The sequence below is a fragment of the Stutzerimonas nosocomialis genome (assembly GCF_005876855.1).
In the GTDB taxonomy this organism is placed as follows: Bacteria; Pseudomonadota; Gammaproteobacteria; order Pseudomonadales; family Pseudomonadaceae; genus Stutzerimonas; species Stutzerimonas nosocomialis.
Genome location: NZ_QLAE01000032.1, coordinates 25,168 through 45,704, shown reverse-complemented (window position 1 = coordinate 45,704; position 20,537 = coordinate 25,168). Strand labels below are relative to the sequence as shown.

The 20,537-nt window shown below is 68.1% G+C and carries 21 protein-coding genes; 13 read left to right on the top strand and 8 right to left on the bottom strand.

What is annotated here, in order from left to right; genetic code table 11:
* Positions 1-48: 48 nt before the first annotated feature.
* From DN824_RS17610 to ptsP, 3 genes are read right to left on the bottom strand one after another with little or no spacing between them, the layout of a single operon-like run.
* Entirely contained in the window at positions 49-1,785 is a 1,737-nt protein-coding gene (locus DN824_RS17610) for a PTS fructose-like transporter subunit IIB (RefSeq protein ID WP_138409711.1), read from the bottom strand.
* Positions 1,782-2,741 (bottom strand): 1-phosphofructokinase, encoded by a 960-nt coding sequence (gene pfkB / locus DN824_RS17605; RefSeq protein WP_138409710.1) that lies wholly within the window; start codon positions 2,739-2,741, stop codon positions 1,782-1,784. Before pfkB ends, DN824_RS17610 begins: the two co-directional genes overlap by 4 nt.
* Positions 2,741-5,620, bottom strand: a complete 2,880-nt coding sequence (ptsP, locus tag DN824_RS17600; protein WP_138409709.1) for a phosphoenolpyruvate--protein phosphotransferase — start codon at positions 5,618-5,620, stop codon at positions 2,741-2,743. The genes pfkB and ptsP overlap by 1 nt, the downstream gene beginning before the upstream one ends.
* 190 nt (positions 5,621-5,810) lie before the next feature.
* Here ptsP and cra point away from each other — a divergent pair, with 190 nt between their 5' ends.
* The 7 genes from cra to DN824_RS17565 all read left to right on the top strand — a co-directional run bounded on the left by cra (position 5,811) and on the right by DN824_RS17565 (position 10,343).
* The gene (gene cra / locus DN824_RS17595; protein WP_138409708.1) at positions 5,811-6,794 is read left to right on the top strand and encodes a catabolite repressor/activator; all 984 of its coding nucleotides are present in this window, start codon (positions 5,811-5,813) and stop codon (positions 6,792-6,794) included.
* A 67-nt stretch (positions 6,795-6,861) separates the two neighbouring features.
* On the top strand, positions 6,862-7,167 hold the full coding sequence (locus DN824_RS17590) for a nucleotide pyrophosphohydrolase (RefSeq protein WP_138409707.1): 306 nt from the start codon (positions 6,862-6,864) through the stop codon (positions 7,165-7,167).
* Positions 7,164-7,913, top strand: coding sequence for a methyltransferase domain-containing protein (locus DN824_RS17585; protein ID WP_138409706.1), 750 nt, complete (start codon positions 7,164-7,166; stop codon positions 7,911-7,913). The genes DN824_RS17590 and DN824_RS17585 overlap by 4 nt, the downstream gene beginning before the upstream one ends.
* A 22-nt stretch (positions 7,914-7,935) precedes the next feature.
* Positions 7,936-8,529: a DUF4136 domain-containing protein gene (locus tag DN824_RS17580; protein ID WP_138409705.1), complete on the top strand. Its 594-nt coding sequence runs from the start codon at positions 7,936-7,938 to the stop codon at positions 8,527-8,529.
* A gap of 40 nt (positions 8,530-8,569) precedes the next feature.
* On the top strand, positions 8,570-9,130 hold the full coding sequence (locus tag DN824_RS17575) for a DUF4136 domain-containing protein (protein ID WP_138409704.1): 561 nt from the start codon (positions 8,570-8,572) through the stop codon (positions 9,128-9,130).
* Positions 9,131-9,244: 114 nt separating this feature from the next.
* Positions 9,245-9,835, top strand: a complete 591-nt coding sequence (locus DN824_RS17570; protein WP_138409703.1) for a GrpB family protein — start codon at positions 9,245-9,247, stop codon at positions 9,833-9,835.
* Between the two features lie 58 nt (positions 9,836-9,893).
* Entirely contained in the window at positions 9,894-10,343 is a 450-nt protein-coding gene (locus tag DN824_RS17565) for a DMT family transporter (RefSeq protein WP_138409702.1), read from the top strand.
* 12 nt (positions 10,344-10,355) lie between these two features.
* Here the strand turns inward: DN824_RS17565 and DN824_RS17560 are convergent, their stop codons facing one another.
* Together DN824_RS17560 and DN824_RS17555 are read right to left on the bottom strand one after the other, a co-directional pair.
* A complete protein-coding gene (locus DN824_RS17560) occupies positions 10,356-11,279 on the bottom strand; it encodes an SdiA-regulated domain-containing protein (RefSeq protein ID WP_241666727.1) in 924 nt (307 codons plus the stop codon).
* 97 nt (positions 11,280-11,376) lie between these two features.
* On the bottom strand, positions 11,377-12,768 hold the full coding sequence (locus DN824_RS17555) for a S8 family serine peptidase (protein WP_138409700.1): 1,392 nt from the start codon (positions 12,766-12,768) through the stop codon (positions 11,377-11,379).
* A 230-nt stretch (positions 12,769-12,998) separates the two neighbouring features.
* Here DN824_RS17555 and DN824_RS17550 point away from each other — a divergent pair, with 230 nt between their 5' ends.
* The 3 genes from DN824_RS17550 (at position 12,999) to DN824_RS17540 (ending at position 15,181) form a co-directional block, all read left to right on the top strand.
* Positions 12,999-13,289, top strand: coding sequence for a hypothetical protein (locus tag DN824_RS17550; RefSeq protein WP_138409699.1), 291 nt, complete (start codon positions 12,999-13,001; stop codon positions 13,287-13,289).
* Between the two features lie 70 nt (positions 13,290-13,359).
* A complete protein-coding gene (locus DN824_RS17545) occupies positions 13,360-14,724 on the top strand; it encodes an MATE family efflux transporter (RefSeq protein ID WP_241666729.1) in 1,365 nt (454 codons plus the stop codon).
* A gap of 1 nt (position 14,725) precedes the next feature.
* Entirely contained in the window at positions 14,726-15,181 is a 456-nt protein-coding gene (locus DN824_RS17540; protein WP_138409697.1) for a DUF2214 family protein, read from the top strand.
* Positions 15,182-15,188: 7 nt separating this feature from the next.
* Here the strand turns inward: DN824_RS17540 and speA are convergent, their stop codons facing one another.
* The 3 genes from speA to thiO all read right to left on the bottom strand — a co-directional run bounded on the left by speA (position 15,189) and on the right by thiO (position 18,800).
* Complete coding sequence (gene speA / locus DN824_RS17535; protein ID WP_138409696.1) at positions 15,189-17,102, bottom strand: arginine decarboxylase; 1,914 nt, start codon at positions 17,100-17,102, stop codon at positions 15,189-15,191.
* A 123-nt stretch (positions 17,103-17,225) separates the two neighbouring features.
* Positions 17,226-17,597 carry a translation initiation factor Sui1 gene (locus tag DN824_RS17530; RefSeq protein ID WP_138409695.1) on the bottom strand — a complete coding sequence of 124 codons (372 nt, stop codon included), beginning with the start codon at positions 17,595-17,597 and terminating at the stop codon, positions 17,226-17,228.
* A gap of 108 nt (positions 17,598-17,705) precedes the next feature.
* A complete protein-coding gene (gene thiO / locus DN824_RS17525; RefSeq protein WP_138409694.1) occupies positions 17,706-18,800 on the bottom strand; it encodes a glycine oxidase ThiO in 1,095 nt (364 codons plus the stop codon).
* 95 nt (positions 18,801-18,895) lie between these two features.
* On the opposite strand from thiO, the gene DN824_RS17520 reads away from it, so the two are divergent.
* From DN824_RS17520 to pilV, 3 genes are all read left to right on the top strand, one after another.
* On the top strand, positions 18,896-19,402 hold the full coding sequence (locus DN824_RS17520) for a GspH/FimT family pseudopilin (protein ID WP_125865157.1): 507 nt from the start codon (positions 18,896-18,898) through the stop codon (positions 19,400-19,402).
* A gap of 120 nt (positions 19,403-19,522) precedes the next feature.
* A complete protein-coding gene (locus DN824_RS17515) occupies positions 19,523-20,014 on the top strand; it encodes a GspH/FimT family pseudopilin (protein WP_125865156.1) in 492 nt (163 codons plus the stop codon).
* A gap of 8 nt (positions 20,015-20,022) precedes the next feature.
* Positions 20,023-20,532: a type IV pilus modification protein PilV gene (pilV, locus tag DN824_RS17510; protein ID WP_241663960.1), complete on the top strand. Its 510-nt coding sequence runs from the start codon at positions 20,023-20,025 to the stop codon at positions 20,530-20,532.
* The last annotated feature ends 5 nt before the right edge of the window (positions 20,533-20,537 follow it).

Here is a 20,537-nt window from a genome sequence, read left to right as displayed (position 1 = left end):
ACACCTCACCCGCTATGGATGGATGCAGCTGCGGGGCCTTAGTTCAGCTCAGGCGACGGCGTCGACGCTCAACGGTTGTGCCTCGGGCTTCTTGATGACGGCATAGACCACGCCGGTCAGCAGGCTGCCGGCGGCGATGGCCAGCAGATAGAGCAGCGCGTGGTTCATCGCATTGGGGATCAGCAGCACGAACAGCCCGCCGTGGGGGGCCAGCAGGCGGCAGCCGAAGGCCATCGACAGCGCGCCGGTGAGCGCGCCGCCGGCGATGCTGGCGGGGATGACCCGCAGCGGGTCCTTGGCGGCGAAGGGAATCGCCCCCTCGGAGATGAAGCACAGCCCCAGCACGCCGGCGGCCTTGCCGGCTTCGCGTTCGGCCTGGGCGAACTTGCGTCGGGCCAGCACGCTGGCGATCGCCATGCCGATCGGTGGCACCATGCCGGCGGCCATGGTCGCGGCCATCGGCGCATAGCTCTGGGAAGCCAGCAGGCCGACGGAAAAGGCATAGGCCGCCTTGTTGATCGGCCCGCCCAGGTCCACGCACATCATCGCGCCGAGCAACAGGCCGAGCAGTATCGCGTTGGACGTGCCCATGGTGTCGAGGAAGGCGGTCAGCCCGTTGAGCATCTGCGCGACCGGCGTACCGACCACATAGATCATCACCAGCCCGGTGAACAGGCTGGCGAGCAGCGGAATGATCAGGATCGGCTTGAGCGACTCGACGCTCACCGGCAGCCGCACCCAGCGGATCACCGCCAGCGCGCTGTAGCCGGCCACGAAGCCGGCGATGATGCCGCCGATGAAACCGGCGCCCAGGCTGCCGGCCAGCAGCCCGCCGATCATCCCCGGCGCGAGGCCCGGGCGGTCGGCGATCGAATAGGCGATGTAGCCGGCCAGCAGCGGCACCATCAGCTGGAAGGCGGTCTCGCCGCCGATCTTCATCAGGGCCGCGGCGAGCGTCCCCTCTTCCTTGAACGCCTCGATGCCGAAGACGAACGACAGGGCGATCAGCAATCCACCGGCCACAACCATCGGCAGCATGTAGGACACGCCGGTCAGCAGGTGCTTGTAGACGCCCGTCTTCTCGGCCTTTTTCGGCGCCTGGTCGGCAGCGCTTGCGCCACTGCTCTCGACGCGCGCTTCGTCGAGGGCCTTCTGCAGCGTCGCCTCGGGCTGCTTCAGGGCGACGCCGGTACCGCAGCGGTAGATGCGCTTGCCGGCGAAGCGCTCGACATCCACCTCGATGTCGGCGGCCAGCAGCACCGCATCGGCATCCTCGATGGCCTGGCGCTCCAGCACGTTGCGCGCGCCAACCGAACCGCGGGTTTCGACCTGCAACTGGTAGCCGAGCTTCCCGGCCGCCTGCTGCAGGGCCTCGGCGGCCATGAAGGTGTGCGCCACCCCGGTCGGGCAGGCGGTGATCGCCACCAGCCGCGGCGAGCGCTCAGCCTGCGCCGTGGCGGGCTCGCCTTCGCCCTCGAACACCTGGGCCTCGGCAGCCGCCTGCTGGATGAACGCCTCGGGGTCGCGCAGCGCCTGAGCCGGCGTCGACTGCACCAGCCGCTTGCCGACGAAGCGCTGCAGGGACAACGGCCCGGTCCTGACCACCACCACCAGGTCGGCGGCGGCGATTTCGGCGGCGGTCAGTGGCGAGCCGATCGCACGCGGGTCGTGCACCTCGACACGCGTCGACCAGCCGAGGCGCTGCGCCGCGGCTTCCAGCAGGCGCGACGTCAGCACGCTGGTGACCATGCCGTTCGGGCAGGCCGTGACGATCAGAAGATTCATTCCTCACCTCGTGTCGGGGTTGGCTCGAGCGCCTGCACGCTCACCTCGGTTTCCAGCCGGGCCAATTGCTGGCGGTCGCCGATGCCGAAACCGATCTGCCCGACCGCCTGCGCGGCGACCGCCGTGGCCAGGCGCAGGGTGCGCTCGCCGCTCCAGCCCTCGAGCAGCCCGTGGAGCATGCCCGCCAGCAGCGAGTCGCCCGCACCGACGGTGCTGATCACCTCGACCCCGGGCGGCGCCGCCTGCAGCAGCCCCTCCGGGCCGAACCAGCTGACCCCCTCGGCGCCCCGGGACACCACCACATGCTCGATCCCGGTGTCGCGCAGCCGTCCGGCCTCGGCCGCCAGCGCCGCGGACGAATCGAGCGTTGCGCCGCTGGCATCGGCCAGCTCTTGCTCATTGGGCTTGATCAGCCAGGGCGACACCGCGAGCCCGGCCCGCAGCGCCGCGCCGCTGGTGTCGATCGCCAGCGGGATATCGAGTTGCCGGAGCATCCCGAGCAGCTCGGAGAACCACTCGACACCGACGCCCCGCGGCAGGCTGCCGGCGACCACCACCGCGTCGTGGCCCGGCGCGATGCGGGCCAGGCGCGCCAGCAGCATCGCCTGGGCCTGCTCGCTGGCCATCAGCCCCGGGCCGTTGATGTCGGTCACCCGCCCGCCGGTTTCGGCGAGCTTGACGTTGCTGCGTGTCTCGCCCGGCACACGGACGAACTCGTCGGCGAAACCGCGGCGGGCGAACAGCGCATCGAAATCGTTGGGGTTGCTTTGCCCCAGAAAGCCGCTGACCGTGCAGCGATGCCCCAGGTCGGCCAGCACCTGGGCCACGTTGAGCCCCTTGCCGGCCGCATGGACGCTCAGCGACTCGCCGCGATTGACCTCGCCGAGGCGCAGGTCGCCCAGGCGTACGGTCAGGTCGATCGCCGGATTGGGCGTGATGCTCAGTATCCTCGCCATCAGCTTTGCTCCGTCACGAAGGCGCGCACGTCGGCCGCGCCGGGCAGGTTGAGGGCCTGCTGGGCCAGTTGCCGGCAGCGGGCCTGATCGAGTTCGCGCACCCGTGCCTTGACCAGGGCGATGCTGCGCGCCGACACGCTCAGCTCGTCAACGCCGAGGCCGATCAGCAAGGGCACGGCCAGCGCATCGGCGGCCAGCTCGCCGCAGACGCCGACCCACTTGCCATGGGCATGGGCCGCCTCGACGGCCATGCCGATCAGCCGCAGCACCGCGGGGTGCAGGCCGTCCGCCTGGCCCGAGAGGGAGGGATGGCCGCGGTCGATGGCCAGGGTGTACTGGGTCAGGTCGTTGGTGCCGATGCTGAAGAAATCCACCTCGGCGGCCAGCACGGGCGCGATCAGCGCGGCCGACGGCACCTCGATCATGATGCCGACCTGCAGGTCGGCCACCGGAATTTCCTCGCGCAGGCGGTCCACCAGCTGCCTGGCGACGCGCCACTCCTCCATGAAGCCGACCATGGGGAACATGATGCGCAACGGCCGTCCCTCGGCCGAGGCCAGCAGGGCGCGCACCTGCACGTCGAGGATGTCCGGGCGCTGCAGGCTCAGGCGGATACCGCGCACGCCGAGGAAAGGGTTCTCCTCGGCGGGCATCGGCCAGTAGGACAAGGGCTTGTCGCCCCCCACGTCGAGGGTACGCACCACCAGCGGCCGGCCACCGAGGGCGTCGAGCACGCGTCGGTATTCGGTTTCCTGGGTGGCCTGGTCCGGCGCCTGGGCGTGGTTCATGAAGACCAGCTCGGTGCGCAGCAGGCCGATGGCTTCGGCGCCCTGCTCCACCGCATCGGCGGTTTCGGCGCTGCTGCCCAGGTTGGCGGCTACCTCGATCCGCCGCCCGTCGCGCGTCACCGCCGGTTCCATGCGCCGGGCGTCGGCCAGGCGCTGTCGTTCCAGGCGCTGGGCCCGTGCCTCGATCGCCTTCTGCAGCTCGCCCTCGCTCGGCGCGACCTGCAGCTCGCCGCGATCGCCATCGAGCAGCAGGAGCGTGCCCCTGTCGAGCCCCAGCACCGTCGCGCCCGCGCCGACGATGGCGGGAATGCCCAGCGCACGCGCGATGATCGCGCTATGGGCGGTGGCGCCACCACGCGCGGTGAGGATGCCGGCCACCCGCTGGCGGTTGAGGGTGGCGACATCCGAAGGCGCTACCTCATCCATCACCAGCACGTAGGGCTCGTCCGGTGCCTGCTCGGCTTCGGCGCCGATCAGGCAGGCCAGCACCCGCCGGCCGACGTCGCGCAGATCCGCGGCACGCTCGGCCAGCAGCGCGTCGTGCAGGGCTTCCTGCTGGCGCGCCGCCGCCTCGACCTCGTCGGCCCAGGCCGCTTCGGCGCTCAGGCCCTGCTGGATCTTCGCCAGCACGTCCTCGCGCAGGGCCGGATCGCGCAGCATCGCCTGGTGGGTGACGAAAATGTCGCGCACGCTGGCCACGTCGCTTTCGGCGATCAGCCGGTCGATCTGGGCGAACACCTCGTCCAGCGCGGCGTCCAGGCGCTGCTGCTCGACCTGCGCCGATGCGCCCTCGCGTGTGAAGTCCATCGTCAGTGGCGTGCGTACCAGCGCCGGGCCGATGGCGATGCCGGGCGAAGCGGCCACGGCCTGGATGCGCTCGCCCGGCTGCAGCCTCGGCACGGCGGCGGCATCGGCTTGCGGGTAGGCGGCCGGCGCCTCGAGCACTTCGTCCAGCTCGGCGGGCAGCGGCTCGACCGCCTCGCCGAGCCCCTCCTCGACCGCCGCCACCAGCACCGGCAGGGCGTCGGCGGCGATGCCCGGCTCGGCGAGAAACTCCAGCGCCTGGCCCCGCTGGACGCCCATCGCGAGCAGCTTGCTCAGGCTCTTGGCCGACACACCGGGGCCATCGGTGCCGGCCAGCCGCACACGGATATCGCCGGCGAACTGCTGGGCGACTTCGATCAGTCTCTTCGCCGGGCGCGCGTGCAGGCCGTGGGCGTTGGCCAGGACCACCCGTGCCTGCGGCCAGTCCGCGGTCACCTCGCCGCCCAGGGCCTCGAGCACCACGCGGCTGCTGCGGGCATGGGCCAGCTCCTCGCCCCGCCCTTCGATGAGCAGGTCGCAGAGGCGCTCGAGCATCGCGCGATGGGCTTCGCCGAGGCTGGCCAGGCAGAACAGCCCGGTTACCGGCTCCCCGCCGTGGCTCAAGGCCCTGGCCGGTGTGACGAAGGCCAGCGCCGGGCGCAGCACGGACTGCTCGCTGCTCAGCCACCAGAGGCCCTGGCCCAGCGGCAGCGCTTCATCCAGCGACAGGCTGTGGCCGAAGCCGGACTCGACGCAGTCGGCCTTTTTCAGCAGCCTGACGCTCTGCCAGACCAGCTCGTCGAAATCATCGGCGGCAGTGGCCAGGGCCACCAGCTGGCTGTCGAGGGCCAGCTCCCGGGGCGCGCCCTGCAGCAGGTCGATGATGGTTTCGGCGCGCTCGGCGCTCTTCAAGGCATCGCTCATGTCCGCCTCGCCCAGGGCGCGGGTAAGCAGCTGCAGCAATCGCAGGTGTTCGTCGGAGCGGGCGGCGATGCCGATCGCCAGGTAGACGCGGTGGCCGTCGCCCCAGTCGACGCCATCGGGAAACTGCAGCAGGCGCACGCCGGTGGCATGTACCTGGTCGCGGGTCTGCGGGGTGCCATGGGGAATCGCGATTCCCTGGCCGAGGTAGGTCGAGCCCTGGTCCTCGCGGGCGCGCAGGCCCTGCAGATAACCGGGGGCCACCAGACCATCGGCCACCAGGGTGTCGGCCATCAGCGCCAGCGCGGCGGACTTGTCGGCTGCGTACTGGCGCATGCGGATATGCTGGGCATGCAACTCGAGCATGGGGTCTCCTGTACCGGCTACGGCCCGCCGGAATGGGCTCGCTCGCGGTGCAGCGGGCGAGCGAAATCATGAGAGGCGGTATGACCGGACGACTGCTGAAACGTTTCACCAAGACTGGAAACATACCCTACTCTCGGGTCATCCTAGAAGTCCCGCGGCCGATACGCCCCATCAACCTTAGGACATTCGCTTGAAACTGACCGACATCGCCCGCCTCGCCCAGGTCTCCGTGACCACCGCCAGCTACGTGATCAATGGCCAGGCCCAGCGCCGGCGCATCAGCCAGGCGACGGTCGAGCGGGTCATGGCGATCGTCGAGCAGCAGGGCTATCAGCCCGACCAGCAGGCCGCCGGCCTGCGTCGCGGCCAGACCCGCACCCTGGGGCTGGTGGTGCCGGACCTGGAGAACCCCAGTTACGCCCGCCTGGCCAAACTGCTGGAGCAAGGCGCGCGCCGGCGCGGCTACCAGTTGCTCATCGCCAGCTCCGATGACGACCCGGACGCCGAGCGCACCGTGGTGCAGGTGATGCGATCGCGGCGCTGCGACGCGCTGATCGTCGCCAGCTGCCTGCCGGCCGAGGACCGCGGCTATCGCCGCCTGCTCGAGGCCGGCCTGCCGATCATCGCCCTCGACCGGGCGATGGACCCGGAGCACTTCCGCTCGGTGGTCAGCGACGACCACCAGGCCGGCGCCCAGCTCACCGCCTCGCTGCTGAGCCCACCTCCCCGGCACATCGCGCTGATCAACGCCCGCCCGGGCCTGCGGATCAGCCAGGAGCGCGAGCGCGGCTTCAACGATGCGCTCGAAGGCTTCTCCGGGCGCGTCAGCATTCTGCGGGCCGAGCAGTTCAGCCGGGCCAGCGGACGTGAAAAGATGCTCGAACTGCTCGCCGACGACATGCCCGATGCCCTGGTGACCACCGCCTACCTGCTGCTCAAGGGGGTATTCGATGCCCTGCGCGAGCGCCAGATGCTCTGGCCCGAACACCTGCGCCTGGCCACCTTCGGCGACTCGCAGCTGCTCGACTTCATGCCGCTGCCGGTCAACGCCATTTCCCAGCAGCACGAACGCCTTGCCGAGCGGGTCCTGGAGCACGCCTTCGGCGCCATCGAACAGGACGACTACCGCCCCGGCATCGAGGCGATCGAGCGCATCCTCAAAGTCCGCGCCTAGCCTCGACCGCCGGTTGCGCCCGCGCGGCGCCTGGCGGAAGCTAGCGGCTTTTCACGCGAGCCGTCCCATGAACATCGACACGATCGTGCAGCGCCTGCACCGCATCCGCGACGCCAACGACTGGCGCCGCTATCACTCGCCGAAGAACCTGGCCATGGCCGCGAGCGTCGAGATGGCCGAGCTGGTGGAGATCTTCCAGTGGCTCGACGAGGACCAGGCACGGCAGCTCGACCAGGCGCAGCGCGAACACGTCGGACAAGAGGTGGGCGACATCCTGATGTACCTGATGCTGCTCTGCAGCGAGCTGGGCATCGACATGGAACAGGCGCTGCTGGCCAAGCTCGCCGACAACGAACGGCGCTTCGCCCGATGAGCGATCGCCACTTCGACGAACTGGCGACCCGCTTCGCCGAGAAGATCTATGGCGGCGCCAAGGGCGCGATTCGCCTGGCCGTGCTGCAGGCCGACCTGGCCGAGGCGCTGCCCGAGCGCCCGCTGCGGGTACTGGACGTCGGCGCGGGGCTCGGCCACATGAGCCTCTGGCTCGCCGCGCAGGGGCACCGGGTCACCCTCACCGAGCCGGCCGAACCGATGATCGAGGGCGCCCGCCAGCGCTTCGCCGAGGCCGGTCAGGAAGCGACCTTCATCCAGGCGCCCTGGCAGGCGCTGCCCGAGCGGCTCGAGGGCCCGTTCGACCTGGTGATCTGCCATGCGGTGCTCGAATGGCTGGCCGAACCCCAGGCGATCCTGCCGGTGCTGCGCCAGTTCACCGCCGACGATGGCTGGCTGTCGCTGGCGTTCTACAACCGCGACGCGCTGATCTACCGCAACCTGCTCAAGGGCCACTTCAAGAAGCTGCGCAGCGGGCAGTTCGCCGGCGAGCGGCAGAGCCTGACGCCGCAGCGACCCCTGGACCCACGCGAGCTGGCCGCGCAACTCGACGCGCAGTGGAGGGTCGAACACCGTAGCGGCGTGCGGGTCTTCCACGACTACATGCCGTCCGATTTCCAGGCACGCGCAGAACCGGCCGAGCTGGTCGAAATGGAGCTGGCCCATCGCAGACATCCGGCCTTCGCCGGCCTCGGCCGCTACCTGCACTGGTTGTGCCGTCCACGCTGATTACGGCACAGGAGGTTCCGACATGATCCGCCCGCTCGCCCTGGCGCTCTGCCTTGGTCTGGTCGGCTGCCAAGGGCCGCAGCCCTACGTCGCAGAGTCCACGCCGATTCCGCCCGCGCCGGCCAACGTCGGCCAGGGGCCGGACATGAGCGCCTATCCGGCAGCGCCGCTGGACTTCTCCCGCTACCAGCACTGGAGCTGGAGATCGCCGCCAGCCGGCACGGCATCCGTCACCCCCGAAAGCCTGCAGGAGATGGTCAGCGGCGCGCTCGACCAGCGTGGCCTGAGGCCGGCGCCCGGCGGCAGCCGGGGCGACGTGCAGGTCACCGCCGACGCACGCCTGGAGACCCGCACGCGGCAGGTTTATGACAGTTACGGCACCTACTACGGGCAAGGCCTCTACGGCCGCGGGTACGGCCTCGGAGGCCAGGTCCCGCTGGCGCGCAGCTACGAAGAACAGGTCATGCTGGTGCGCATCGCCCTGTTCGACGCGGCCACGGGACGACAGGTCTGGAGCAACCAGGCCGAAGCCCGCAGCTCCGGCAGCCAGGCCGAGCGTGCCGACGCGATGCGCGAAGCGGTGCACCGTGCGCTGGACGATTATCCGCCGCGCTAGCGCCGCTGGCTCGGCCCCCAATTCAATGCAGGAGATCGACATGATCCAGCGACTGCTTCTGATTCCCGCCCTGCTGCTGCTCGCCGCCTGCCAGAGCGTTCAGCTCGATCGGGACTTCGACCCCAACCGGGACTTCGCCGGATACCGCAGCTGGGACTGGAAAGAACCGGCGGTGCAGTATCGGCCGGACGACCCCCGCATCCAGAGCGACCTGACCGAGCAACGCATCCGCGAGGCCATCGGCGACCAGCTCGACCAGCGGGGCCTGCGCCCGGTGGCGGCAGGCACCAGCGCCGACCTGCTGGTCCAGGCCTGGTACCTGGTCGATGAGCGCGAAGAGCAGGTGATGACCAGCAGCTACGGCGGCTGGGGCGGCCCCTGGCATGGCTTCTGGGGCGGGCCGGGAATCACCCAGATGCGCACCATCCGCTACCAGGTGGGCACCTTGCAGATCGACCTCTACGACCGCCGCGACGGCAAACTGGTCTGGCGGGGCACCGGCAGCCAGATGCTGCAGGCAGGCCAGCCAGGCCCCGGCGAACGTGCCGCCGCGATACGCGAGACGGTGACCCAGGTGCTGTCGCAATACCCGCCGCGCTAGAGCGCCTGCGCGGCTCCCGAAGCTGAACTATCCTGACAGCGACGCCGTCGAAACGTTGGTCCCGCATCGTACGGACCTCGTCGCAGCGTTACCGGAACAGCCAGGGGGGCCGCCATGCGCACTGGACATCTACGCCCTCTGTCTTCCGAAGAGCGGCGCCGACAGGACGATGCGGAGCTGATCGAAATCCGCTCGCCGGACCCTGGCTGGCCTCGGCGCTACCTGGACGAAGCCTGCGCGATCAACCGCACCATGAAGGCCTACGGCATTGAGGGGATGCGCTTCGAGCATTTCGGCAGCACCTCCGTCCCCGGCCTTGCCGCCAAACCCATCATCGACATCATGATGCTGCCGCCGCCGGGGTGCGACTGGCGCCAGCTCGTCGTGCCGCTGCTGTCGCTGGGCTATGTCCACTGGCGCGACAACGTCGCCCCGGAGCGCATGTTCTTCGTCAAGTCGATGCTCCCCCAGGGCCGTCAGCGCACCCATCACGTGCACGTGATGACCCTCGCCGAAGCCGACAAGCACCTGCGTTTTCGCGACTATCTGCGGCGCCATCCCGACGTGGCCGAAGCCTATGCCGACCTCAAGCGCGCCCTCGCCCGCCAGCACCCCTACGACCGCGCCGCCTATACCCGCGGCAAGGACGCCTTCTTCGCGATGACCCTCGGCCAGGCCAATGCGGAGCGCATCCTGCAGCGCTGACGTGGCGACGACAGCCGACCTTGCCCATACTGTCGCGCCCCGTTTCCGGAGATTTCAGATGCCCGCTACTGCCTGGTGGCTGCTCGCGCTGCCCTTCATCGCCGGTTCCTTCCTGCCCCTGCAGGCCGGCATCAACGGACAACTGAGTCGGCAGATCGCCAGCGTCACCGGTGCCGCGCTGATTTCCTTCGCGATCGGCACCCTGGCATTGCTGGCGCTGGTCATCGCCCAGCGCGAACTGCCGACGATGCAGGCGCTGCGGGAATTGTCGTGGTGGCACTGGAGCGGCGGGCTGCTCGGCGCGTTCTTCATCACCACCGCAGCCTTCGCCGGACCGCGCATCGGTGCGCTGCTGTTCATGGCGCTGGCCCTGGCCGGCCAGCTCGCGATGGCGACGCTGCTGGATCACTTCGGCTGGGCCGGCTTCCGTCAGTCGGCGGTCAGCCTGAGCAAGATCGCCGGACTGCTGCTGATCTTCGGCGGCGTCTGGCTGATCAATCGCGGCTGAGCCGGCCTGCCGTCACTGCCGCGAAAAGACGTAGAACAGGTTCGGCTCACTGACCAGGTAAAGGTCGCCACGCCCATCGAAGGTCATCCCTTCGGCCTGCGGCACGCCGCGCTCGAGGCCCGCGAAACCGCTCCAGAGGGGCCGCGAACTGACCAGTCGGCCCTCGCCGTCCAGTTCGACGATGATCTGCGACTCGTCGCTGAGCAGCGCCAGATGGCCGCTGCGCGCATCGTAATGCACCGATGACAGATCGCTGACCGGCAGCTGGTCAGCCAGCCAGGCGGCCCGGTCGATCACCTCGATGTTCAGCGCGCCATTCATGCTCCCCTTGAGCCCGCGGATCTCGTAGAGCTTCATCGGGGACTTTTCCTTGACCACGAACAGCCGGTCGCCGGCACGATCGTAGTCGACGCCTTCGAAGCCCAGGTTGTCGCCGTCACCGAGCGCCAGGGTCAGGCTGCGCGACTGGTGCCGATGGATCGATCCGGGGCTGGTGGGCACCGGCAGTATGTGGACGGCCTGGCTGCGCTCTTCGAGCACCACCAGAAGGTCGTCCCCCAGGTAGGCGACGCCCTCCACATCGATGAAGCCGCTCAGGGGGTACTGGCCAAGCACGTGGCCGTCGCGGCTCAGGGCGAGCAGGGTCTCGGGGTTGTTGACGACCGCCCAGAGCTGGTCACGGTCTTCATCGAAGGCCAGCCCGGAAAGGTTGTTCTGCACCTGTGCGACCGGATGAGCCTCCACCCGTACCTGGTAGCTGCCCAGGGCCATGCCCGCGGACGCCGGCGCCGCCTGGCGCCACGCCGACTTCAGCGCATGATAGAGGTGATCGTCCAGATGGACCTGATGCAGCTGGTACAGGGCGAGCAGCCCGCAGGCGGCGAATATCAAGCGCCAGGGGCGCGCGGTGGGACGCGCGGCGAACCACGATTTCATGGTGGTGATCATCGATAGACTCGGCTTATCAGTACGGGCCGAGTCTACCCCGTCAATGTGTCAGCCTGACGACCGATGTCGCACTATCGAAACGCCATCAGGGCGCGGTACAGGCCAGCTCACGGCGAAACCCCGAGACATCCAGGCGCCGTCCCTGCTGCACCGAGCCGATCAGCTGTGGATCGCGTACGGCATGGCGCAACAGGGCGTCGCGGATCTGCGCCGCGCTGGCACAGGGGTTGAGCGAGGCATACAGCGCTGCCGCCCCCGCGACGTGCGGGGCCGCCATCGAGGTGCCGCTGTAGTAGGCATATCCGCCTTCGGTGGCCGTCATCGGCGCGGTGGAGATGATGTCCACGCCGGGCGCCGAGAGGTGCACGCTGGCGGCGCCGTAGTTGGAGAACTCGGCCCGGGCACCGCTCGGGTCGTGGGCCGCCACGGTGATGACGTTGGGCAGCGCGTAGCTGGCCGGGTAGCTGGGGAAACGGTCGATATCGAGGCCGTCGTTGCCGGCCGCGGCGATGAACAGGATCCCGGCATCGCCCGCGGCCCGGATGGCATCGGCCAGCGCCTGGGAATAACCGCCGCCGCCCCAGGAGTTGTTGGTCGCGACCAGGGCGATGCGCTTCTCGCGCTTGAGGGTGGTGAGGTAATTCACCGCGGCGATGGCGCCGGCCGTGGTGCCTCCATCGGCGCCGAGAAACTTGGCGGCGATCAACTTCGCGCTCGGGCAGACGCCAGCCACCCCGATGCCATTGTTGGTGACCGCGGCGATGGTCCCCGCCACATGGGTGCCATGATCGTCCTGCACGCCATCGAAGACCGAGGCGTCGTTGGCGTCGAAATCCCAGCCGTGGACATCGTCGACGAAGCCGTTGCGGTCATTGTCCTGGCCGTCGGGCCGGCTGCCTTCGCCCGGGTTGACCCAGACATTGGCGCGCAGATCGGGGTGGTTGACCATCACGCCTTCGTCGATCACCCCGACATGCACCTGACTCGAGCAGAGCGCCGACGCATTCCAGGCCGCCAGTGCGCCGGAGCCGTAGGGGTGCGCGGGCGAGGTGGTCGGCCCCTGCAGCCCCCACATCCACTCCAGTCCCGGATCGTTGGGGTTGCTCCGCTGGGTGCGGTAGACCCAGTTGGGCTCGACGTATTCGACCGCGGGGTCGTTCAGGAAAGCCGCGAGAGTCGCCCTGTCGAGCCGTTTGCCGGCCAGGCGCACCTTCACCAGATCGCCCCTGCCGTCGCGACGCTCGCGCTTGCTCGCCAGGCGCCGCGCAGGCGAGGCGGCGTGCCGCGAATAGGCGGCGCTCTTGGCCTCCTCGCTGGCCTCGGCGCGAAACTGCACGATCAGCTCGCCGGCCACGTGCGGCCGCCCCGAGCGCAACGAACCTTCGATCGATTCCACCGTGGGACGCGCCATCAGATCCCCGCATCCCAGTCCCAGCAGCCCTGCCAGGGCCATCCCCATACGCCGTTCGATCATCATGTCTACCTCGGGAACAACGATTGAGGACCCGCCGTTGCGGCGGCATTTACTACAAAAGGTTTCAGGATCTTAGCGGCTCCGCTCACCCGCACCCGAGCGCACCGACGAAAGGCAGAACGCCCGGAAGGCCGCCATACCCCGGGGTTACGGAACTCCCCGACCGTCACCGCAGCCCAAGTGAGGCGCCGTGCGTGGACGACGGCGCAGCACTCGACCCAAGGGAGCGAAACATGCAGGTAGATTTCTTCGGCTGGCTCGGCCAGGCGCTGGGCACGGTGATCCGTTATATCGTCGACGGGCTCGAATGGTTCTTCGGCCTGTTCGCCGTCGCCGGCCACAACTTTCTCCGCGGCCTCTCCGAAGCGCTGGGCATGGACCAGTCGGTGATCAGCCTCGGCGCTCTGGTGGTCGGCCTGTTGCTGCTGGTGGCCGCCGCCCGGGCCTTCTTCCGCCGCTCGATCGTCGCCGGCATCATCTGGCTGGTCCTCGGGCTCTGGCTGCTGAGCTGGATCATTCACTGACGCAGCAGACCTGCCGGCCATCGCGCCGTATCATGCGCGCTTCCCCATCAAGCCAGCCTTCCCCATGCCGATGACCGCCTGGCGCGATCGCCCTACCCATCGCCGGGTCTGGGCGCTGGCCGCGCCGATGATCCTGTCCAACCTGTCGGTGCCGCTGGTGGCGCTGGTCGACACCGCGGTGATCGGGCATCTGCCCCACGCCCACCAGCTGGCGGCGGTGGCGGTAGGCGGCAGCCTCTACACGCTTCTGGTCTGGGTGCTGGGCTTCCTGCGCATGGGCACCACCGGCTTCGCCGCCCAGGCGGTCGGTCGCGGCGATGGCGGCGCGCTGCGCCAGGTCCTTCTGCAGGGACTGTTGCTGGCGCTCGGCTTCGCGCTGCTGCTGGGCCTGGCCGCCGTGCCGCTCAGCGGGCTGGCGCTGCAGCTGATGCAGCCCTCGGCCGAACTCGACGCCCTGACCCGCGACTATTTCCACACCCGCCTGTTCGGCCTGCCGGCGGCGCTCGCCAGCTACGCACTGATCGGCTGGTTCCTCGGCGCACAGAATGCCCGCGCACCGCTGGCGATCCTGCTCACCGCCAACCTCACCAATGTCGCGCTGGACCTCTGGTTCGTGCTGGGCCTGGACTGGGGCGTCGCCGGCGCCGCGCGGGCTTCGGTGCTGGCCGAATGGGCCGCTGTGCTGATCGGCCTGGCGCTGGTACCCAGGGCACTGGCGCACCATCCCGGCAAGCTGAATACCCGGGCGCTGGGCCTGTGGCGCAACTGGCGACCTCTGCTGGCGGTCAATCGCGACATCTTCATCCGCTCCCTGGCGCTGCAGCTGGTGTTCTTTCTGGTCACCACCCAGGGCACCCGCCTGGGCGACGCCACAGTGGCCGCCAACGCGCTGTTGCTCAACGGGCTGATGCTCACCGCCCATGCGCTCGACGGCCTGGCGCATGCCGTCGAGGCCCTGGCCGGCAGGGCCATCGGCGCAGGTGATCGCCGCGAACTGGTGCGCGTGATGACGGTGGCCGGGGGCTGGTCGCTGCTGGCGAGCGCCGGCTTCGGCCTGTTCTTCCTGTTAGGCGGCACCCTCTTCGTCCAGCTGCAGACCGACATCGCCCCGGTACGCGAACAGGCGATCACCTACCTGCCCTATCTCGCCGCGCTGCCGCTGGTGGCGGTATGGAGCTACCTGCTAGACGGGTTGTTCATCGGTGCCACGCGGGCGCGGGAGATGCGCGACAGCATGCTGCTGGCGGTCGCGATCGCGTTGCCGCTCGGCTGGCTGCTCCAGGGCTTCGGCAACCACGGGCTCTGGCTGGCGTTCCTCACGTTCATGCTGCTGCGCGCGCTCTGCCTGGGGATGCTCGCCTGGAAGCTGCAGCGCGATGACGGCTGGTTTACCCTTGCGCACCAACCACCACACGCCGAACCGAAAGGATCCTGACATGGCGTACGCGTTCGCCGCCTACCTGCACTTCATCGCCATCTTCGTGCTGTTCGCCCTGCTCACGCTCGAGCACCAGCTGTTTCGCCTGCCGCTGACCCTGGAGCGGGCACGCAGCCTGTTCCGCATCGACATCGCCTTCGGCGTGACCGCTGCCGTGGTGCTGGCCACCGGCATCACCCGGGTGGTCTGGTTCGGCAAGGGGCTGGGCTACTACCTGAGCAACAGCGCCTTCCACGCCAAGATCGCGCTGTTCCTGCTGGTTTCGCTGCTGTCGATCTACCCGACCCTGACGTTTCTCAACTGGCGCAACGCGCTCAAGGCCGGCCAGGTGCCGGAAGTCAGCCCACAGACCGGCCAGTGGGTGACCTGGGTGATCCGCCTGGAACTGATGCTGTTGCTGCTGATCCCCCTGGCCGCGGCGCTGATGGCGCGCGGCTTCGGAGTGATCACCTGAGCGCCGCTCAGGGCGTGAGGTAGGACGAGCGGGTCAGGCCCAGGCGCAGCGCGTCGATGTACTGGGTCCGCTCCTTGGCGCTGAGCTTGGCCCCGGCCACCTTGTCGCGGTAGTAGGTCATCAGCTCTTCCGGCGACAGGTGCACGTAGCGCAGCATGTCCTCGATGGTGTCGTGGGTCTCGATGCCGGCGTGGTAGAAGGTGCCGTCCTCGCGCTGGTAGACGTTCACCGAGTCGGTGTCGCCGAACAGGTTGTGCATGTCGCCGAGGATCTCCTGGTAGGCGCCGACCAGGAAGACACCGAGGAAATACTCTTCGCCGGCCTGGATTTCATGCACCGGCATGCTGCTCTCGATGCTCTGCTCGTCCACGTAGTGCTTGATCTTGCCGTCCGAATCGCAGGTCAGGTCCTGCAGCACGGCGCGGCGCACCGGCTCCTCGTTCAGGCGCTGCAGCGGCACGATCGGCAGGATCTGGTCGATCGCCCAGGTGTCGGGCAGGCTCTGGAACACCGAGAAGTTGCAGATGTACTTGTCGGCGAGCTTGTCGTTGAGCTCGTCCAGCACGGCGCGGTGCGAGCGCTGACGGGCCTTGAGCTGGTTGTACAGGCGGCGGCAGATGGCGAAGTAGCTCTGCTCTGCCAGCGCCTTCTGCGCCAGCGTCAGCTTGCCGGCGGCATATTGAGCCGCGGCCTCGCTCATGTAGTGGGTGGCACGCCAGTAGGTTTCGGTGACCATCTCCGGGTCCGACGGGCCGAGCAGGTCGGCCAGCGACTGCACGATGTCGGGCAGCTCGTTGTAGTTCTCGATGGTCGGCGCCTCGTCGTTGTGGCGCTCGAAGTCGGTCACCTGCATCACCAGCACCGCGTGGTGCGCGGTCATCGCCCGCCCGCTTTCGGAGAAGATGTGCGGGTGCGGCAGCTCCTGGCGGTCGCAGAACTCCTTGAGCATGCCGACCACGGTGCCCGCGTACTCGTCGATGTCGTAGTTGATCGAACTGGCGTTGCGCGAATGGGTGCCGTCGTAGTCGACGCCCAGGCCGCCGCCGACGTCGATGTGGTCGACCGGCAGGCCCAGCGCGCGCAGCTCGGCGTAGTAACGGATGGCTTCGCGGAAACCGTCGCGGTAATCGGCGAGGTTGGCGATCTGCGAGCCCATGTGGAAATGCAGCAGGCGCACGCCCTGGTCGATGCCAGCCTCGCGGAAGCGCTCGATGACGGTCAGCAGCTGTGCGGCGGACAGGCCGAACTTGGACTTTTCACCGCCGGTATCGGCCCACTTGCTCGACGCCAGCGACGACAGCCGCACGCGCAGGCCCACCTGCGGCACCAGCTTGAGCTCGGCGGCCTCCTCGATCACCAGGCCCACCTCGGACATCTTCTCGATGACGATGAAGACGTTGTGCCCGAGCTTCTGGCCCATCAGCGCCAGGCGGATGAACTCGCGGTCCTTGTAGCCGTTGCAGACGATGGTGCCGCCCTTGGGCGCCAGCGCCAGCACCGCCATCAGCTCCGGCTTGGAGCCCGCCTCGAGCCCGATGGAGACGTTCTGGGTGGCGATGATGTTCTCGATCACCGCTTCCTGCTGGTTGACCTTGATCGGGTACAGCGCGGTGTAGCGGCTCTGGTATTCGAGACGCTCGATGTTGGCGTCGAAGGCGCCGGTCAGCCGCCGCACGCGGTCCTGCAGGATGTCGGGAAACCGCACCAGCAACGGCAGGGTGAGACCTGCCTCGCGCAGCTGCTCGATCAGGCCGGTGAATTCCACCGGTGCGCCATCGGGTCCCTGCGGGCGGACCTCGACCTGGCCCTCGTCATTGATCGAGAAGTATCCGGCGCCCCAGTGGCGAATGCCGTAAACACTGCGGCTGTCGGCTGCGGTCCACTGGCTGCCATCGTCTTTGCGTGTGCGTCGTACAGGCATCGAAGCCTCCTGAAAAATGCATTCGTCCAGCCGCGGCGCTGATCACGCGGCAGGCATATCGGGTTTGGACAGGCCGGGGCCCGGGAAAATCGTTTCACAAGCGGGCGGTCGTGCGATCAGCCCTCAGCCGCCGGACTTCTTCGCCTTGAAGCCACGCTCGAGCAACTCGTCGAGCAGCAGCTGGACGTGGTCGCCCTGGATCTCGATGACCCCGTCCTTGAGCGAGCCACCGGTGCCGCACCGACGCTTGAGCGCCGTCGCCAGCGCCTTGAGCTCGACCTCGGTCAGGGGTATGCCGGTAACGGTGGTGACGGTTTTCCCGCCGCGCCCCTTGGTTTCGCGGCGCACGCGCGCAATCCCGTCGCCGGCCGGAATCACGCTCTGGCCACAGATGCATTCGGCCTGCGGCTTGCCGCAGTCGGGACAGTGCTTGCCGCCGTCGGTGGAGTACACCAGGCCACCCAGGCCTGCGAACGAGGTGGTTTTCTTCGCCACGAAGACCTCATCGAACAGAATGGTGATCGGCCCGGCATCGGGCCCGAAGGGGCGGCAATGTATCAGCAAAGTGTGTCGATGCTAATCCCCGCCCCTGGCCGTCAACGCTCAACCCAGCCGACCGCCCGGCGCGTACGGGGTGGGGTCGACGATCGGCGCCCGCCCGCTCATCAGATCGGCCAGCAACTGGCAGGACGCCGGCGCCAGCACCAGACCGTTACGGTAATGGCCGCAGTTGAGCCACAGCCCCTCGAAACCATCCACCCGTCCTATATAAGGAACGCCTTCGGGCGACCCCGGACGCAGCCCGGCCCAATGACGCACCACCTCGGCATCGGCCAGCGCGGGCAGCAGTTCGATGGCGCTGGCCCTGAGGCTGTCCAGCGCGGTATCGGTGGGCGTCTTGTCGAAGCCGGCATGCTCCAGGGTACTGCCCACCAGGATATGCCCGTCGCGGCGCGGGATCGCATAGCGCGTCCTGGCCAGCACCATGCTCGGCAGGAAATCGTCGGCGCACTTGAAGAGAATCATCTGCCCCTTGACCGGCTCGACCGGCAGCTCGAGGCCAAGCGTGGCCAGGAGCTCGCCGGACCAGGCACCGGCCGCGACCACCACCTGATCCGCCAACATCTGCCCCTGCGCCGTCTCCACGCCGAGGATGCGTTCCCCCTGACGGACGAAGCCGCGCACCGGACAGTTCTCCAGCAGACGTACGTTGGGCATCCGCCGCAACGCCTCGCGCAGCGCACGGAGCAACCTGGGATTGCGCACGTTAGCCACGCCCGGCATGTGGATGGCGCTGGAGAACCCCGGCCCCAGCGGCGGAACCGCCCGATGGACCTGCTCGAGGTCCACCGACCGAAGCGGCCGCCCTTCCCGACGCGCCCACTCCAGCGCCTGCGCTTCGTCTTCCAGGTCCAGCCAGTAGAGGCCGGTCACGTGCACCTCGGGATCGACGCCCGTCTGGGCGAGCAGCTGCTCGCCCAGCTCCGGGTAGAACGCCTGCGACCAATGCGCCAGGGCCGTCACGGCCGGGCTGTAGCGCCACGGATACAGCGGCGAAACGATCCCACCACCGGCCCAGGATGCCTCCTGGCCGGCAGCCTGCCGTTCGGCCAGCACGACCTGCGCCCCGTCCCGCGCCAACATCGCCGCGCTGAGCAGCCCGATTACACCGCCGCCCACAACCAGGAACTGCGTCACAAACTTCTCCTTCAATAAACCGTCGAGCGTTGACCTGGCCTCAGCAAAGGCTGAAAAGAGAAAGGCAACCTCATTCGAACCACAAGGACGTGGTCATGAAACGAACCAACACAGGCATGTCGTTGGCGGAGCTGCTTATCGTTGTATGCCTGCTCTGCATCGCGAGCAGCATTGCACTGCCCGCCTTCTCCCACTTTCTTCAACGCAACACGCTCGAAGCCCTCACCGAGCAGTTGCAGGGCCAGCTCGCCCATGCCCGGGCCTTGAGCGTGGCGACTCATCGCGACGTGGAGCTCTGCGGCACCGTCGATGGCAGCACCTGCACCAGCTCCTGGGAAAGAGGCTGGATACTCCGCTCGCCCGCGACCGGGCTCGTCATCAGTCACCATGCGATCGATGTTCCGCGGCAGCTGCGCTGGGCAGGCGCGTCGAAGAAGATCAGCTTCTATCCCAATGGTACGACAAAGATGGGCAATGGCCGATTCTACCTCTGCGATCGGCAGGGCGAGGTCGCCTGGCAGCTCGTCCTCAACAAACAGGGCCGGATCAAGCGCATCCGGGGCCTGGAAAAGAATCAGCAGGTCAGCAAACCTTGCGGTTGAGCACACAACCGACAGCCCGGTTACCGGTCATCGCCACTCAGCCTCCAGTCATCTGGCACTCTAGAGACAAAGACATGGCGCTTGCGCATCATCGCCTCCAGCTAATCTCAGGAGTACCGCATGGACAGCACGAGGAAACCCCAGGGTTTCACTCTGATCGAACTGATGGTCGTCATCGCCGTGCTCGGCGTATTCGCTGCGATCGCAGTTCCCAGCTTCACCCAGTTCGTCAAGAACAATCAGACCCAGTCCGCCAGCAACGAAACCCAGTCGCTGCTGCAGCTCGCCCGTGCGACCGCGGTGACCAACCGGGAAATGCTGAGCGTGTGCATCGACGATCAGGTGTGGAGCCTCAAGAAGGACTGCGGCGACAACATCGCAAACGCCTTGCGCGTGGTCGAGCCCCCTAAAAATGTCTTGCTCAGCGCCGACAGAACCTCCATCGCCTTCAACGTGAACGGTACCGCCCCGGCAACCAACATCACCGTTTGCCAGGACGATGACGCGAGCAACGGTTACACCATCAGCATCAAGAGCAGCGGCCACATTCGCCAGTTCGCCCGAGGGAAGGCCAACGCCGAAGGAAACGCCATGAGTACCTGCACGCCATGAACACATCCATGAAATCGCACCTGGGCTTCAGCATGATCGAGGTCCTGATCACCCTTCTGCTGGTCTGTATCGGCGTGCTGGGCATGGTGGCCTTGCAAGGCAAGACCATTGCCTACACGCAGGACTCGGTTCAACGCAACGTGGCGGCGACGCTCGCCAACGACCTGATCGAACTGATGCGGGCCAAGCCGGACGGGCTTCCGGCCAGCTCGGGCTTCTACAAGGCCAGGACGGCCGCCTTCCCCACCACGCCGGCGGCCTGCACACCTCTTCCGGATGAGCAAAGCGCTCAGCTCGCCTGCTGGGCAGAGCGAGCCAAAGCGGCCCTGCCAGGCGCCGCGGAGCTGCTCCAGAGCGAATTCTACGTATGCCGCTCGCTGAGCTCGGGCAACTGCACCAGCAATGGATCGGCAGTGGAAATACAGCTGGCCTGGCGGGTCAAGGCGGGCGAATGCATGGACGCCAACGCCACCGGCGACAACACGATCTGCCGCTACCGGCTGCGCAGCCAGCTCTAGGGAAA